Source organism: Flavobacterium sp. 9AF, from assembly GCF_902506265.1.
Lineage (GTDB): Bacteria > Bacteroidota > Bacteroidia > Flavobacteriales > Flavobacteriaceae > Flavobacterium.
This window is the reverse complement of sequence record NZ_LR733598.1, coordinates 1-14,999: the sequence shown is the minus strand read 5'-3', so window position 1 is coordinate 14,999 and position 14,999 is coordinate 1. Positions and strand designations below refer to the sequence as shown.

Genomic DNA, 14,999 nt, shown 5'->3' with positions numbered 1-14,999 from the left:
TATTTCTTGAACAATTTGAAGTTTTAAAGACATGGAATAGTCTTTCTGAGTACGCTTTACATAGCTAATTTCTTGAGGTGTTTCCATAACGATGAAATTTGTGTATCGCTATTTCAGGACAAGACATCAATTTAAAATAAAAAGTCGTCCCTTTTCCTAATTTACTTTTTACTTTTATTTTACTTTTATATAATTCGATTATTTTTTTTACAATTGCTAAACCTAATCCTGTACCACCTTGATTTCTAGTCAAAATAGGTTTAACTTGAGAGAAACTTTCAAAAATTTCTTCCATATTTTCTTTAGAAATACCCTCACCAGAATCTTTTACTTCAAATAAAATAGTATCCTTTTTTTCAGTTCTTTTTACTTCTTTTACTTTTATCTGAACCCTTCCTTTTTCAGTAAACTTAATAGCATTACTAATTAAATTATTGAGCACTTGTGTAAGTTTGGTTTCGTCTAAATTATAAACAACAGTTTTCGAAATTGAATAATCTAATTTTAATATTAATCCTTTTTCTTTAGCTTGATTATCATATACACTCACAATATTTTTAATCAAAGGGTATAAAGAAACTGAGGATAATTCTAATTTGGCTTTATTAGAGTCTAATTTGGTAAAATCGAGAACATCATTTACAATTTTTATTAGATTTGAAGAGGCAAATTTTAAACTTCCTAACAACTCTTTCCCTTCTTCATTTACTTCATCATTTAATAACTCTACAATAGAAGTAATTGCATTTAAAGGTGTTCTAATTTCATGACTCATAATTGATAAAAAATCTTGTCGCATTTTTATCGCTCTAGCTTCGTCTTGATTTTTTTTCTCTAATAACAATTGCTTTTCCTTGTGAAGTTTTGCTTCATTTTTTAAAAGTTCCATTTTTGAGATCAGTTCGTAATTCTCAATAACTTTCAAAGTTTGTGCATTAATCACACTTTCTTTCTCTTTTTGATAGCGTTCAAAATAATCTAAAGCTAATTCATGTTCTTTCTTTGCTTTAAAAATCAGATAAATTAGTTTTTTTAATTTAATAGTTGACATCGCTAATTTTAGTTTATTAGCTATCTCTAAACCTATAAAAGCAATTTCAAGTGCTTTATCAAAACTCTTCTTTGTATAATATAATTCACCAAGCTTTGTATAGGTCATCGCTTTACCCGTATTTTCATTCATCTCGTCATGAATTTTCAGAGCTTGCAAATAATATTCTTCAGCCTTCTTAAATTCGTTCAAATAAAAATATACTTTCCCTTTACCATACAATGCATAAGCCAACCCTCTAATGTCGTTTGTCATCTTTTTTTTCTCTATAGCTGTATCGATAAATGCCATAGCGAATTTTAGTTTTCCATTTTTAGCTAAAATACCTGATAAATTATTATAAACATTAGACTCTAAATTTAAATCATCAATTTTTCGAGCATTTCGAATAGCACTGTAATAGGATTTTAAGGCTTTACTTTGATCTCCTATATAACCATAAAGCGTTCCTAAAGCTTTTTCAGTTCTTGATTGATTATAATAATCCTTTTTCCTTTGATAAATTTTTAAGGCATCAAGAAAAGCTATTAAACCTAAATGATAAAGATTGGTTTTATAATAAACACTTGCCAAACTGTATTTGGCATCTGCTATTCCTTTTTCATCCTGTAATTCAACAAAAAAATTTAAAGCTGTTTTTGCAAAATTTTCAGCCTGAACCATTTCACCAATAATCATATAATATAAAGCTAATTGACTATAGGATTTAGCCAATAAAGATTTATTATTTAACGCTTCACTAATTTCTAAAGCGATATGAGTAAGTGTGATACTCTTAGGAAGGTTATTAATGCGAATTTTATGTGCATCATCAAGCAATAAAAGTACATCTTTGATACTTTTATTCGTTTTCAATTGGTTAAACATTTTAGCAGCTTTGGGACAATAAATATAAGAAAAAATTAAATGAAAAAAGTTTTTTTTATATAATCCACAATAAAACAGGCTTTTGTGATTGTTGAAGCTGTTTATCGAGCTTTTCCATAAAGGAATTAGAAACGGCAGGACAACCCCAACTTAACGGACTATATTTAGGATAAATCTCTTCGTTTTTGACGGCATTCCATGAATGTAACACCACTACTCTATCTACAGCAGTTGCATTACTTTTTTCTAAACCATGCATCCAATATTTTACTTTAATTCCCCAAGAACTATAATCTCTATTTCCTATTTTGTATTTCCCATTCATAGAGCAATGACTATTATTCCTTACATCAAATTTTACTTTTTCCCATTTTTTTGGGTTATCCTCAAATTGATCACAACTTCCATGGGTTACTAAGTTTTTATCTACTATTTGTTGCTTGTTAAAATCATATATAAAAAACCTATTTTTCCCTGAATGTTGACTTAAATCAATTAAATAGTAATAATCAGTATTAAAATTATTGGCTTCAATATACGCTTTAGCTTGTTGATGAAAAGAAGCATAGTCCATTATTTTTTCTTCACTTTCATTCGAAAGGAGTTTCTTATGAGAAGTATTCCCATTAGTACAATTTATTAAGATAAAAACAAACAGGACAAGTATATTCTTCATATATAAACTATTAATGTTGTAATATTAAAATTAATTTTAAACCTTTTGTGTTAATGTTTGTCTAAAATAATAGTTAATTCTTTAAAATATGAACACAAATAGTCTTTGGTCACTTCGTCTAGGCTTTTCAAATAAAGAAAGTCAGCAAATTGAAAAGCTAGGAATTGCTACTTTTTTAGAATACTCTTTTGCATCAAAAACAGATAACACATTACCAGACTTTCTAAAAGACAGTCCAAAATCTATAGAAGAATTAAAATCAATAAGAGAAAATATTAAAAATGCGAATGAAGAGGAAAAAAAAGCGATTTTAAAAGATCAAATAAAAAACAGTATAGCACTACAACATTGGTGGTTACATAAAATGCAAAATGAAAAGTTCCCATTACGAGAAAAAATGACTTGTTTTTGGCATAATCATTTTGTTTCAACCCTACAAAAAGTAAAAGTGACGTATTGGGTATATCAACACAATATGATTCTCAGAGAAAATGCCTTTGGAAATTTTAAAGACATTACTAAGAAAATTATTCAAACAAATGCCATGGTTCGCTATTTGGACAATGTTGATAATAAAAAAGGCAAACTCAATGAAAATTTAAGCCGAGAATTATTAGAACTTTTTACTCTTGGTATTGATAATTACACTGAAGAAGACGTCAAAAATGGGGCTAAAGCCTTAGCCGGTTTACATTTAGGCAATGAAAAAGCAATATATAGACCACGTTTGGAGGATAATGATACAATAACTTATTTAGGAAAAACTGGAAAATTTAAAGTTGAAGATTTAATTGATATTATTTTTGAACAAAAAAACACTTCCTATCTTATCACTGAAAAAATTTTAAAATGGTTTATTTATGATACTCCACCAAAGGAAATAATACAATATTATGGGGATTATTTTAAATCCGTTAACTTTGAAATCAAGCCACTACTATTAAAAATTTTCATTGAAGAATACTCTAAAAACATTAGCGGATGCAAAATAAAAGACCCATTGGTCTTTTCACTGCAACTTTTAGAAGAATTACAAATTAAAAACACAAAAAATGATTTACTCCTTCAATTTTTAAAACAACAAGGAATGGATTTATTCAACCAACCCAATGTAAAAGGTTGGACAGGTGGCAATCATTGGCTTACTTCACAAATTTATTTACAAAGAAATAATGCTAGTGATTTCTTAACCAATGGAAATGCCATTTTAGGCAGAAGAAAAAAAGAAACACAAGAAAAATTAACCGAACCCAAAATCAATTTTAATTCAAACGGAAATAATCTTACCATTATAAAAGAATTAACGGATAGACTATTGTTTAATGTAGAAGAAAGTATTCAAAAAGACATGGAATCCATTTTAAAATACGATTTTAATCCTAAAAGCGAAAATGCTACAGCTGCAGTTTTGCGATTATTCAATTATATAACCAAATTACCTGAATTTCAAATTATCTAATTTATCAAATCATGAATCGTAGAAAATTCTTTAAACTAACAGGTACATTCACAAGTGGAACATTAATAATTCCTAGTTTTCTTCATGCGTTTGCAAATCAGAATGAATTCTCTTTATATGAAAATAGTGTTATTTTTATTCAATTAAATGGCGGCAATGATGGGTTAAACACATTCATCCCTTTTGACAATCCACTATACTATAATTTACGTCCAAATATTAGTATCGCTAAAGATTTAATCCTAGGTAAAAATAATGGCATGGGTTTTCATCCTGCCTTAAATAATTTTGCAAAAATACAGGACGCAGGTGAATTATCTATAATTCAAAATGTGGGTTATCCAGAACCTAATCGCTCTCATTTTAGAAGTCAAGAAATTTGGCAAACAGCAACTAGTTCAAATGAATATAATGACAAGGGATGGTTAGGGCGTTATCTTGACTCTCATTATCTAGAACATCATCCTACAGGAGGAATAAATTTAGACACAATAGATAATTTGGCCTTAAAAGGAATCGAACCCAATACCATAACGATTAAAGACCCTAGTCGTTTTAGAGGTAAAAATAATTCAGAAAACAACCAACAATTATCGGATAATCCCCAGCTTGATTTTGTCAGAAAGATTGCTAATTCTGTTATGGAAGGAGCAGATGAAATCCAAAAAGCATTAGCAAAAAGTAAAACGGAAACAAATTATCCCAAAACTAATTTAGGTAAAAACCTAGAATGGATTGCTAAACTAATTAAAGGGAATTTAAACTCAAAAATTTATTATACCTCATTAGGCAGTTTTGACACACATGACAATCAATTAGCATTACATCAAAATAAATTATCAGAATTAAATGATGCTGTTTACTCCTTATATTCCGATTTAAAACAAGCAAATTTACTTCCTTACATTTCAATTGTTATTTTTTCAGAATTTGGAAGAAGAGTAAAAGATAATGGAAATGGTACTGATCATGGTACAGCAGCACCTATGTTTATAATTGGAGGAAACAACCAAGGAAAAATTATAGGAACAAATCCGAATCTTACTGATTTAGATTATGGGGATTTAAAATTTGAAACCGACTTTAGAAGTGTGTATGCAAGCATCCTAGAAAAAAGATTACACTTTGACCCTAAAACCATTGGCATTCAAAATCTTTCCATAAAAGGATTATTTTAATTTATTATCAAAAAATCAATTCTTTGCTTATATTTGCGCCCCTTAAAAAAAGAGTATATGTCAAAGAATGAAATAATTAAAGGAGTAGTATTAGTTGGCTTAGGTGCAACGAGTTATGGTATGCTAGCTACAATTGTAAAATTAGCCTATCAAAGTTCAGAAAAATTTACGACTGCTGAAGTTATAGCTGCACAATTTATTTATGGAATTTTAGGTATGCTTTTGATTAATTTATATCAAAAAACAAAAGCAAAAAGCCCTATAGTAAAAGCAACTCCAAAAAACATTTTTAATTTACTTTTAGCGGGTACATCTCTAGGTACAACAAGTATTTTCTATTACCTATGTGTCAAATATATAAATGTATCTATAGCTATTGTTTTACTTATGCAAACGGTTTGGATGGGTGTATTAGTAGAATGGGTTTTAGATAAGAAAACACCTTCAAAACAAAAATTAATCGCAGTTTTAGTAGTTTTAACAGGAACTATTCTTGCAACCAATTTACTTTTTAGCAAAGTTTCCTTCAATTGGACTGGATTTATATGGGGAATGCTAGCTGCTGCTTCATTTACCACTACTATGTTTACAGCTAATAAAGTAGCTACCGAAATTTCTTCTGCTCAAAGAAGTTTATATATGCTTTTTGGAGGTGCAATTATCGTTTTATTTTTCGCTCTTTACACACAAACCGATGCTTTTAATTTAGCTATTTTTGGTAAATATGGCATTTTATTAGCGCTTTTTGGAACGATAATTCCTCCTGTATTAATGAATAGCGGTTTTCCAAAAACAGGTTTAGGTCTAGGTAGCATTGTTTCATCACTCGAATTACCTGTTTCTGTATCAATGGCATTTTTTTTACTAAATGAAAAAGTTGTACTATTTCAATGGTTTGGAATTATTTTAATTATTGCTGCTATTGTCATAATGAATATAAATTTTAAGAAAAAATAGTTCGTTTCCTTTCTTTTTGGTACTTTCGAAGGAAATACACATCCTTATGCACTTACCTTGGCATCAATACATGATGGGATTACTTTATATTTTAGCAGGTTTGAATCATTTCAGACAACCTCGTTTATATGTTAAAATCATTCCTCCTTTTTTTAAAAACCCAAAATTATTAAATCAACTGAGCGGATTAGCTGAAATCATCCTAGGAATATTGATTTGTATAGAACCTACAAGTATATTTGCTGCATGGGGAATTATCCTACTATTAATTGCTGTCTTTCCAGCAAACTATTATATGTATCAAAATGAAAATGCTGCCTTAGGATTGCCTAAATGGCTAAGATTACTGAGACTACCTTTACAGTTAGTATTAATATATTGGGCATATTCATACATTCCTTATATATTATATGTGTAAAAGACAACTATTATTATTTTAGAGTATGTTAGATTTATTCCCAAACGAAAAAATAACCTTAGATTTACCCGATGCTACCTTTGAATATTATCCCAATTTTCTTAAAATAGAAAAAGCGAATCTTCTCTTTGAAAAATTGTTGAATGAAATACCTTGGAAACAAGACACAATAACAATTTATGGCAAAACGCATCTTCAACCGCGTCTTACGGCTTTATATGGTAATGAAGGCAAACCTTATTCCTATTCCAATATCGTGATGCAACCTCATCCATGGAACGCTACTTTAATGTTTTTAAAAAATGAAATCGAAGAGCTCACAAAATTGAATTTTACCACCGTACTTCTAAATTTATACAGAAATGAAAACGACAGTAATGGTTGGCATTCAGATAATGAAAAAGAATTAGGTAGAGATCCAATAATTGCATCCATAAGTTTAGGCCAAGAAAGAGTGTTTCAATTAAAACACAATACTAAAAAGGAAATAAAACAAAATATCTTACTCAATCATGGTAGCCTTTTACTTATGAAAGAAGGGAGCCAACCTTATTATAAACATCAATTACCCAAAGCATCTAGCCCTAAAAATCCCAGAATAAATTTAACATTTAGAACTATTATCTAATGATTTTTTAATAAAAAACAGGAAACACTTCATAAAATTAAGAAATTTTAAAAAATGAAAGAATATATTTTTTTTAGTGTTTTTTTTTAGTAATATTGAACTACATAACATTAATAAATTTACAGATTAATTTTTCATCTGATGAAAAAAAGAAAGATTTCAGAATTTGACAACGAAACATTAGAAAGAGTTGTTACTATGGCTCAAGAGGAAAAAAGACCTTTTGAAGTCTTAAAAGAAGAATTTGGAATTTCAGAAAATGAAGTTACAGAATTAATGAGAAAAAAATTATCGAAAGATAATTTTGAAGTTTGGAAAAAGAAAGCTGTGGCAAGTAAACCAAAACCAAAACCTTTAAAGTTTGATCCTCTTGAAGATGATGATTTAGATAGTAAATACTACTTTAAAAATAAATTTGATTAAAATGTGAAGCTCTTCCAAAATGAAGAGCTTTTTTATTTATAAAATGTAACATACTCAATGTTTTTACGTCAAATAAATTATTCATTAAAGAACTATTATGAAACATTTATTGATACTATTTTTTATACCATTATTTTCAATTTGTCAAATAAAAACGCAAGATATAGAAATCAACTCTCTAATTAAAGGGACTTTGTTTAGTACTGAAAAAAACGCTAAAAAACCTAATTTAATCATTTTAATTGCAGGTTCAGGTCCAACAGACAGAAATGGAAATCAGCAACAAATGCAAACAAATTCTTTAAAATTATTAGCTGAAGGAATTACTAATGCAAACAATTCCGTTTTTAGTTATGATAAAAGGCTTTTTAGTTTAATTAAAAACAACACTTTTAATGAGAAGGATTTGAACTTTGAAGATGGAATAAAAGATGTAAAAGACATTATTTCCTATTTCAAACTTCAAAAAAAATATTCTAAAATAATTATTGCAGGTCATAGTGAAGGCTCTTTGATTGGAATGATTGCTGCAAAAAATAATGCAGATGCTTTTATCTCAATCGCAGGAGCAGGAAGACCAGCAGATGAATTGATTATTGAACAAATTGAAAAGCAAACGCCAATGCTAGTTTCTGAAGTAAAAGAAAATTTTACTAGCCTTAAAAAAGGAGAAGTTATTGAAATAAAAAATCCACTCTTAGCAACATTATTTAGAGAAAGCATACAACCTTATATGATTTCTTGGATAAAATACAATCCACAAGAAGAAATTAAAAATTTAAAAGTTCCCATTTTAATTATTAATGGCACAAATGATATACAAGTAAGTCAAAAAGAAGCTAAATTATTAAAAGTAGCTACACCAACAGCAAAATTAGTAATTATAGACAACATGAATCATGTATTAAAAAATGCATCAGCCGATCGAATGGAAAATTTAAGTACATATAATAATCCAGATTTACCTATTGTTCCTGAATTAGTTTTTAGTATTCTTAATTTTATAAAAGCGCTATAAAAATGTAACTTTTTTATAGTTTTGACGTCCAATTAAAATATCAATAACGATTTAAATGAAAAAAATAATTTTTACCCTTGCCATTGCAAGTTTTATTTGGAGTTGTAAAACAGGGACAACCAATTCAAAAAAAGAAGAAGTAAATGTAGCAATCGATTTAGTAAATGTAAAAGAAGATAAAGTTAAAGTAACCATCGACGCTCCAACTTTTACATCTCAAACTACTACTTTTTTCATACCTAAAACCGTTCCAGGAACCTATTCCGAAGATGATTATGGTAGATTTATTGAAGATTTCAAAGCTCTAGACGCATCAGGAAATGGTCTAAGAGTAACAAAATTGGATAAAAATTCATATAAAATTGAAGAGGCTAATAAATTAGCTAAAGTAACCTACCTAGTGAATGACTCTTTTGACACTGAAGGTGGTGGTGCATATGGACAAACAGAAGACGTTTTTTCTCCAGCGGGAACAAATATCATTGCTGGTGAAAATTTCATGTTAAACACACATGGCTTTGTTGGTTATTTTGAAGGCAAAACGGAAACACCTTACATTTTAACTATCACACATCCGGAAAATTTACTTGGCGTTTCAGCAATGGTTGATTTAGACAATTCTAACACTAAAGATGTATTTCACAGTTCAAAGTATGCTACTTTAGTAGAAATGCCATTAATGTATTCTAAACCAGACTTCACCACTTTTATGGTAGATGATATGGAAATTATCATTAGTGTATATTCGCCTACAGGAAGATATACAGCAAAAGATATTACTCCTTACATGGAAACAATGATGTCTGCGCAAAAGAAATTCTTAGGGAAATTTAATGCTACAAAAAAATATGCTATTCTATTATATCTTTCCACTATGGAAAATGATGCTAAAGGATTTGGCGCTTTAGAACACCCTACTTCAACTACAGTTGTAATGCCAGAAAGAATGGAATTAGAACAGTTAAGAGAACAATTGAAAGACATCGTTTCACATGAATTCTTCCATATCGTAACACCATTAACAGTACATTCTAACGAAATCCAATATTTTGACTTTAATAACCCTCAAATGTCTGAACATTTATGGATGTATGAAGGAGTTACAGAATATTTTGCAAATCTATTTCAAATTAATCAAGGATTAATCGATGAAACGGAATTTTATGAAAGAATGGCAGATAAAATTCAGCAATCAAAACGCATGAATGATAAAATGAGTTTTACTAAAATGAGTAAAAACGTTTTAAAAGATCCTTATAAAGATCAATATATTAATGTATATCAGAAAGGGGCATTAATTGCTATGTGTGTTGACATCTTAATTAGAGAAAACAGCAACGGTCAAAAAGGTATTTTAAATTTAATGCAAGATTTATCAAATGAATTTGGTACTAAAAAAGCATTTAAAGATGAAGAATTATTTGGAACAATCACTAAATTCACCTATCCAGCTGTAGGTGAATTCTTAAACAAATATGTAGCTGGTGAAACCCCAATTCCATATGAGGAATATTTTGCTAAAATGGGAGTTACTCCTGCAAAAATTGAAGTTGATGGTAATCCCTTTTTAAAAGGAGGACAAATACCATACATTACCGTAGATCAATCTACTAAAGAAATTATAATTATTCCAAGTATCGAATTAAATGCTTTCATGACTAATTTAGGTTTAAAAGGTGGTGATAGAATTTTGGCTGTAAACGGAACAAAATATAACTTAGACAATATTTATGATTTAGTAATTGGAAGTATGGGCTGGAAAGATGGTGAACCCATAACTATAAAAATAAAAAGAGATGGTAATGAACAAGAAATAAAAGGCACTATTGTAATGCCTAAGGAACAACAAGAAGGGTATCAGTCAACAGATAACAGTAAAAAAGCTATTCGAGAAGCTTGGTTAAAAGGCTAATTTTAATAAAACAAAAAGTAATCCTCAAAGTAGTTTTCTATTTTGAGGATTTTTTTTTGAAGTTTATTCATTTTATATCATCTTTGCCAAAAAAGATTTAAATAAATAATAAATGAAAAAAATATTGCTTTTTGGGATAGTCTTATTTACCGTATTGGCTTGTAATAAAAATGAAACTCCTGAAGGAAATCTACATTTAACCGGAAATATAAAAGGATTAAGCCAAGGAAAATTGTACATAAAAAAGATTGAAGACACAACACTCATTACTCTAGATAGTATTGTCATTAAAGGTGATTCTCACTTTGAAACCACAATTCCTTTAGAAAAACCTGAAATAATGTATCTTTTTCTAGATAGAGGACAAACCACATCTATTGATAACGATTTGACTTTTTTTGCTGAACCTGGTAATATGCATATTGAAACATCTTTGAAAGAATTTTATGCTGGAGCTAAAATAACCGGATCAAAAAACCAAGAACTGTTAGATGAATTCAATAGCATTAAATCGAAATTTAATGATGAAAATTTAGCTATCATTGAAAAAAGAATCCAAAATTCCGCAAATTTCAATCAAGAAAGAGCAGACAGTATAGAATTAGCGTATGAAAGATTACTTAAGAGAAAATACAGATATACAGCTAATTTTGCTGCCACTCATGGTGATTACGAGATTGCTCCCTATTTAGCCCTAACAGAAATTTCAAATATAAATGTAATTTATTTAGACACTATTGCTAAACACATGAGTCGTCAAGTAGAAGCTTCAAAATATGGAAGAGTTTTAAGAAAGCACATTTATGACATAAAAAAAGAAGCTTTAGCTAAAAAAGAGTAATCATCATGATTACTCTTTTTTAATTATTACATAAAAATTACTAGTCTTTTTTAATAATCATGAAACAGCACATTCAAACATTAGCCGTTCACGCAGGTGAAGTAAAAGGAAAAAATAAAGATATTATACAACCTATACATCTTTCTACAACATTTGAAAGGAATGAAGATGGTACAACAGGTGAATATATTTACACCCGTGCAGAAAACCCTAATAGAAGTGCTGTAGAACAAAAAATTGCTAGTATAGAAAACGCGAAAACGGCCATAAGTTTTTCCTCAGGCATGGCTGCCATAAATGCTTTATTTGATACTTTATTAGAACCCAATTGCCATATTATCATTCCAGATGATTGCTATCATGGCACAAGACAATTGTTAGATAATTTTTTTATTAGATGGAATGTTACTGCAGAAATGATAGATATGACTAGGAATTCAAATATTGAAAATGCTATTAAAAACAATACGAAACTAATTTGGATTGAAACTCCTTCAAATCCACAGCTAAAAATTACCGATTTAGAAGCTGTTGTCGCTATTGCAAAAAAAGGCAACATCAATACTGTTTGCGACAATACATTTGCCACTCCTCTTTTACAAAAAACCATAAATATTGGCATTGATTATGTCATGTATTCTTCAACCAAATTTTTCAGTGGTCATTCCGATATTTTAGGAGGAGTTATTCTAACTAATAGAGAAGACGAAACAAGTCTAAGTATAAGAACCTATCAAAAAATGGCAGGTGCAGTTCCTTCCCCTTTTGATTGTTGGTTATTAAATAGAAGTTTAGCTACTTTCCCCTTGCGTCTTAAAGCACAATGTGATAATGCTATTGTAATAGCTAATTATCTAAATTCTCATCAAAACGTAGAAAAAGTCTATTTCCCTGGCTTACCTACTCATGAAAATCATGAAATTGCTAAAAAACAAATGCATAATGGTTATGGAACAATTGTGTCTATTTTAGTGAAAGGAAACCAAGAAAACGCGTTACATTTTACACAACAATTGCAAATTTTTAAACATGCAACTTCTTTAGGTGGAGTAGAAAGTTTAGTAGAACATAGACGTAGTGTTGAAGGTTCTCATCCAATAAGTCCTGAAAATTTAATTCGCCTATCGATAGGCATTGAATATGTTGACGACTTAATCGCAGATTTAAAACAAGCCTTAGGATGATGTTTTAAAAAATATAATTTTCTTATATTTAACCTATTAAAGATTTTTAAAGTCAATTCTAAGTATGCTGTCTTTTATTATAAATTGGTTTAGAACATATAAAACCGTTATTATCTATGGCATTAGTTTGGCTATTTTGCTTTTTTTTCTAAAATGGTTAGAACTTCGTTATATCCTCTTTGATCATTCCTTAGAAATATACATTGGCACAATAGCTTTTATATTCACATCTCTTGGCATTTGGCTTGCTTTAAAACTTTCAAAACCAAAAACAAAAACCATTATTGTAGAGAAAGAAATTTTTATTGAAAAAAAAGAATCATTTCAATTAAATGAATCCTTAATTAATAAATTTGAATTAAGTACAAGAGAATTGGAAATATTAAATTTAATGGCAAAAGGAAACAGTAATCAAGAGATTGCCGATATCATTTTTGTTTCTTTAAGTACTGTTAAAACTCACAATCAAAATATCTTTGAAAAACTAGATGTTAGAAGACGCACTCAAGCAATTGAGAAAGCAAAACGACTGCAAATTATTGCTTAAAGCAATAGTACTTTAGTATTAAAAAGACAAAATTATACTAAAGTATGAGTAAAAAAAAAGAGGTATTTTTCACATTTGCAGAAATAAATTATTTAAGAAATGAAAAAAAATAGTATCATCTTCGGACTAATTGCAGGAATTGTAGTTTCTATTCCTATGCTAATTATTACTAGCAATTGTACATTTGACTTTGAAAAAGGAATGCTTATTGGGTATTCTTCAATGCTTATAGCTTTTTCTTTAGTTTTTGTAGGCATAAAAAATTACAGAGACAAATTCAATCAGGGAACAATCAATTTTGGAAAAGCTTTTAAAATTGGTAGTATTATAGTTCTCATTGCTTCCACAATATATGTTGTTTCTTGGTTAATAAATTATTTTTACTTCATACCTGATTTTGCCGAAAAATATTCTGAGCATATGATAAATAATTTAAAACAAGAAGGTGCAAGCGCAATAGAGATTGAAGCAAAAACAAAAGAAATGATTGAGTTTTCAAAAATGTATAAAAACCCTCTCATAAATGCATTAATTACTTATACAGAAATTTTACCTGTTGGATTATTAGTTACATTAGTAAGTGCTATTATTTTAAAACGTAAAAATAATTCATAAAAATATTTTAATCATGAAAAAAGTAACAGGAATAGGTGGCATCTTTTTTAAATGTAAAGATCCTCAAAAAACAAGAGATTGGTACAAAGATTATTTAGGATTAAACACTACACCTTACGGAACCACTTTTGAATGGAGAGATGCAAACGAACCTTCAAAAACAGGAGTCACACAATGGAGCCCTTTTGAAGAAAAAACAAACTATTTTGAACCTTCATCTAAGGATTTCATGATTAACTACAGAGTTGAAAACCTAGAGAAATTAGTAGATGAGTTAAAAAAAGAAGGAGTAACTATTCTAGATGCTATTGAAACTTATGACTATGGCAAATTTGTTCATATTTTAGATCCTGAAGGAAATAAAATTGAATTATGGGAGCCAAAAGAATAACAAACAATAATTAAAATTTTTATTTAAAAAAAGATTACAAAACATGGGCAAAATAATATTTGACAGTGGAATTTCACTCGATGTTTTTTTTGCCGATAACAATAGAAGTCCAGAAAATCCAATGGGAGGAGTTTCCGAACAAATTCATTCTTGGATGTTTAATCAAAAAGCATTTTGGGAATATTTGGGTTTTGAAAGTGGTAAAGAAGATAGTGCTGATGGAACACTTATTAGAGAAACTATAGAAAGTACCGGTGCTTTCATAATGGGAAAACGTATGTTTGAAGGAGGTGAAAAGCATTGGCCAAACGATTTATATAAAGCGGATGTATATGTTTTAACACACGAAGAACGAGAGCCTTGGATTCAAGAAGGAACTACGACTTTTTATTTTATAAATTAAGACATAGAAAGCGTTTTAACTAAAGCCAAAAAGGCAGCAAAAGGTAAAGATATAAGAATTCAAGGAGGAGCTAATACAATCCAACAATTTCTTAATGCTGGATTAATCGACGAATTTTTCACACACATCGCTCCTGTTTTTTTTTAGGAAAGGGCATCCGACATTTTGAAGGGATTCACATAGATAAATTTGATTTAAAAATTGAAAAAGTTATTCATTCAAATACTACCTCTCATCTAAAATACAAACTAACAAAAAAGATACTAACTAACTAAAAAACAACATCTAACAATAAAATTTAAAATTAAATCCTGTCGATTATAACAGTTATTTTCTTATCAATTCATATTAAAAAATTGAAAAATTTTAACATTTTACTACTTTTAAAAAAAATAATTTCTTATTTTTATCAACGGCAAATAATTTTCGAT

17 protein-coding genes are annotated in these 14,999 nt (G+C 28.9%); 15 read left to right on the top strand and 2 right to left on the bottom strand.

Going from position 1 to position 14,999, the window contains the following annotated elements; all coding sequences use genetic code 11:
* Window positions 1–64 precede the first annotated feature (64 nt).
* Both HALO113_RS16740 and HALO113_RS16735 read right to left on the bottom strand, forming a co-directional pair.
* Window positions 65–1,906 carry an ATP-binding protein gene (locus HALO113_RS16740; RefSeq protein ID WP_159780282.1) on the bottom strand — a complete coding sequence of 614 codons (1,842 nt, stop codon included), beginning with the start codon at window positions 1,904–1,906 and terminating at the stop codon, window positions 65–67.
* Window positions 1,907–1,973: 67 nt separating this feature from the next.
* Window positions 1,974–2,594 (bottom strand): murein L,D-transpeptidase catalytic domain-containing protein, encoded by a 621-nt coding sequence (locus HALO113_RS16735; RefSeq protein WP_159780281.1) that lies wholly within the window; start codon window positions 2,592–2,594, stop codon window positions 1,974–1,976.
* Between the two features lie 88 nt (window positions 2,595–2,682).
* On the opposite strand from HALO113_RS16735, the gene HALO113_RS16730 reads away from it, so the two are divergent.
* The 15 genes from HALO113_RS16730 (at window position 2,683) to HALO113_RS16660 (ending at window position 14,715) form a co-directional block, all read left to right on the top strand.
* The gene (locus HALO113_RS16730) at window positions 2,683–4,053 is read left to right on the top strand and encodes a DUF1800 domain-containing protein (protein ID WP_159780280.1); all 1,371 of its coding nucleotides are present in this window, start codon (window positions 2,683–2,685) and stop codon (window positions 4,051–4,053) included.
* An 11-nt stretch (window positions 4,054–4,064) separates the two neighbouring features.
* Window positions 4,065–5,231 (top strand): DUF1501 domain-containing protein, encoded by a 1,167-nt coding sequence (locus HALO113_RS16725; protein ID WP_159780279.1) that lies wholly within the window; start codon window positions 4,065–4,067, stop codon window positions 5,229–5,231.
* Window positions 5,232–5,288: 57 nt separating this feature from the next.
* On the top strand, window positions 5,289–6,188 hold the full coding sequence (locus HALO113_RS16720; protein WP_159780278.1) for a DMT family transporter: 900 nt from the start codon (window positions 5,289–5,291) through the stop codon (window positions 6,186–6,188).
* A gap of 46 nt (window positions 6,189–6,234) precedes the next feature.
* Complete coding sequence (locus HALO113_RS16715; RefSeq protein ID WP_159780277.1) at window positions 6,235–6,606, top strand: DoxX family protein; 372 nt, start codon at window positions 6,235–6,237, stop codon at window positions 6,604–6,606.
* A 25-nt stretch (window positions 6,607–6,631) separates the two neighbouring features.
* Window positions 6,632–7,234 (top strand): alpha-ketoglutarate-dependent dioxygenase AlkB, encoded by a 603-nt coding sequence (locus HALO113_RS16710; protein ID WP_159780276.1) that lies wholly within the window; start codon window positions 6,632–6,634, stop codon window positions 7,232–7,234.
* A 141-nt stretch (window positions 7,235–7,375) separates the two neighbouring features.
* Window positions 7,376–7,657 (top strand): DUF2805 domain-containing protein, encoded by a 282-nt coding sequence (locus HALO113_RS16705; protein WP_159780275.1) that lies wholly within the window; start codon window positions 7,376–7,378, stop codon window positions 7,655–7,657.
* A 97-nt stretch (window positions 7,658–7,754) separates the two neighbouring features.
* On the top strand, window positions 7,755–8,675 hold the full coding sequence (locus tag HALO113_RS16700; protein ID WP_159780274.1) for a carboxylesterase: 921 nt from the start codon (window positions 7,755–7,757) through the stop codon (window positions 8,673–8,675).
* Between the two features lie 55 nt (window positions 8,676–8,730).
* A complete protein-coding gene (locus tag HALO113_RS16695) occupies window positions 8,731–10,587 on the top strand; it encodes a peptidase M61 (protein ID WP_159780273.1) in 1,857 nt (618 codons plus the stop codon).
* 112 nt (window positions 10,588–10,699) lie between these two features.
* Window positions 10,700–11,428 carry a DUF4369 domain-containing protein gene (locus tag HALO113_RS16690; protein WP_159780272.1) on the top strand — a complete coding sequence of 243 codons (729 nt, stop codon included), beginning with the start codon at window positions 10,700–10,702 and terminating at the stop codon, window positions 11,426–11,428.
* Window positions 11,429–11,487: 59 nt separating this feature from the next.
* Window positions 11,488–12,612, top strand: a complete 1,125-nt coding sequence (locus tag HALO113_RS16685) for a PLP-dependent aspartate aminotransferase family protein (RefSeq protein ID WP_159780271.1) — start codon at window positions 11,488–11,490, stop codon at window positions 12,610–12,612.
* A gap of 64 nt (window positions 12,613–12,676) precedes the next feature.
* The gene (locus HALO113_RS16680) at window positions 12,677–13,159 is read left to right on the top strand and encodes a response regulator transcription factor (protein ID WP_201297699.1); all 483 of its coding nucleotides are present in this window, start codon (window positions 12,677–12,679) and stop codon (window positions 13,157–13,159) included.
* A 99-nt stretch (window positions 13,160–13,258) separates the two neighbouring features.
* Window positions 13,259–13,774 carry a DUF4199 domain-containing protein gene (locus HALO113_RS16675; RefSeq protein ID WP_159780270.1) on the top strand — a complete coding sequence of 172 codons (516 nt, stop codon included), beginning with the start codon at window positions 13,259–13,261 and terminating at the stop codon, window positions 13,772–13,774.
* A 13-nt stretch (window positions 13,775–13,787) separates the two neighbouring features.
* Entirely contained in the window at window positions 13,788–14,165 is a 378-nt protein-coding gene (locus HALO113_RS16670) for a VOC family protein (protein ID WP_159780269.1), read from the top strand.
* Between the two features lie 43 nt (window positions 14,166–14,208).
* Entirely contained in the window at window positions 14,209–14,568 is a 360-nt protein-coding gene (locus HALO113_RS16665) for a hypothetical protein (RefSeq protein ID WP_201297697.1), read from the top strand.
* Between the two features lie 3 nt (window positions 14,569–14,571).
* The gene (locus tag HALO113_RS16660) at window positions 14,572–14,715 is read left to right on the top strand and encodes a dihydrofolate reductase family protein (RefSeq protein WP_201297701.1); all 144 of its coding nucleotides are present in this window, start codon (window positions 14,572–14,574) and stop codon (window positions 14,713–14,715) included.
* Window positions 14,716–14,999 lie beyond the last annotated feature (284 nt).

Excerpts from the sequence above, each read along its gene's own strand:
- HALO113_RS16715 (WP_159780277.1), top strand. The coding sequence starts at position 6,235 with ATGCACTTACCTTGGCATCAATACATGATGGGATTACTTTATATTTTA.
- HALO113_RS16685 (WP_159780271.1), top strand. The coding sequence starts at position 11,488 with ATGAAACAGCACATTCAAACATTAGCCGTTCACGCAGGTGAAGTAAAA.
- HALO113_RS16710 (WP_159780276.1), top strand. The coding sequence starts at position 6,632 with ATGTTAGATTTATTCCCAAACGAAAAAATAACCTTAGATTTACCCGAT.
- HALO113_RS16675 (WP_159780270.1), top strand. The coding sequence starts at position 13,259 with ATGAAAAAAAATAGTATCATCTTCGGACTAATTGCAGGAATTGTAGTT.
- HALO113_RS16700 (WP_159780274.1), top strand. The coding sequence starts at position 7,755 with ATGAAACATTTATTGATACTATTTTTTATACCATTATTTTCAATTTGT.
- HALO113_RS16720 (WP_159780278.1), top strand. The coding sequence starts at position 5,289 with ATGTCAAAGAATGAAATAATTAAAGGAGTAGTATTAGTTGGCTTAGGT.
- HALO113_RS16695 (WP_159780273.1), top strand. The coding sequence starts at position 8,731 with ATGAAAAAAATAATTTTTACCCTTGCCATTGCAAGTTTTATTTGGAGT.
- HALO113_RS16735 (WP_159780281.1), bottom strand. The coding sequence starts at position 2,594 with ATGAAGAATATACTTGTCCTGTTTGTTTTTATCTTAATAAATTGTACT.
- HALO113_RS16730 (WP_159780280.1), top strand. The coding sequence starts at position 2,683 with ATGAACACAAATAGTCTTTGGTCACTTCGTCTAGGCTTTTCAAATAAA.
- HALO113_RS16725 (WP_159780279.1), top strand. The coding sequence starts at position 4,065 with ATGAATCGTAGAAAATTCTTTAAACTAACAGGTACATTCACAAGTGGA.
- HALO113_RS16670 (WP_159780269.1), top strand. The coding sequence starts at position 13,788 with ATGAAAAAAGTAACAGGAATAGGTGGCATCTTTTTTAAATGTAAAGAT.
- HALO113_RS16690 (WP_159780272.1), top strand. The coding sequence starts at position 10,700 with ATGAAAAAAATATTGCTTTTTGGGATAGTCTTATTTACCGTATTGGCT.
- HALO113_RS16680 (WP_201297699.1), top strand. The coding sequence starts at position 12,677 with ATGCTGTCTTTTATTATAAATTGGTTTAGAACATATAAAACCGTTATT.
- HALO113_RS16705 (WP_159780275.1), top strand. The coding sequence starts at position 7,376 with ATGAAAAAAAGAAAGATTTCAGAATTTGACAACGAAACATTAGAAAGA.
- HALO113_RS16665 (WP_201297697.1), top strand. The coding sequence starts at position 14,209 with ATGGGCAAAATAATATTTGACAGTGGAATTTCACTCGATGTTTTTTTT.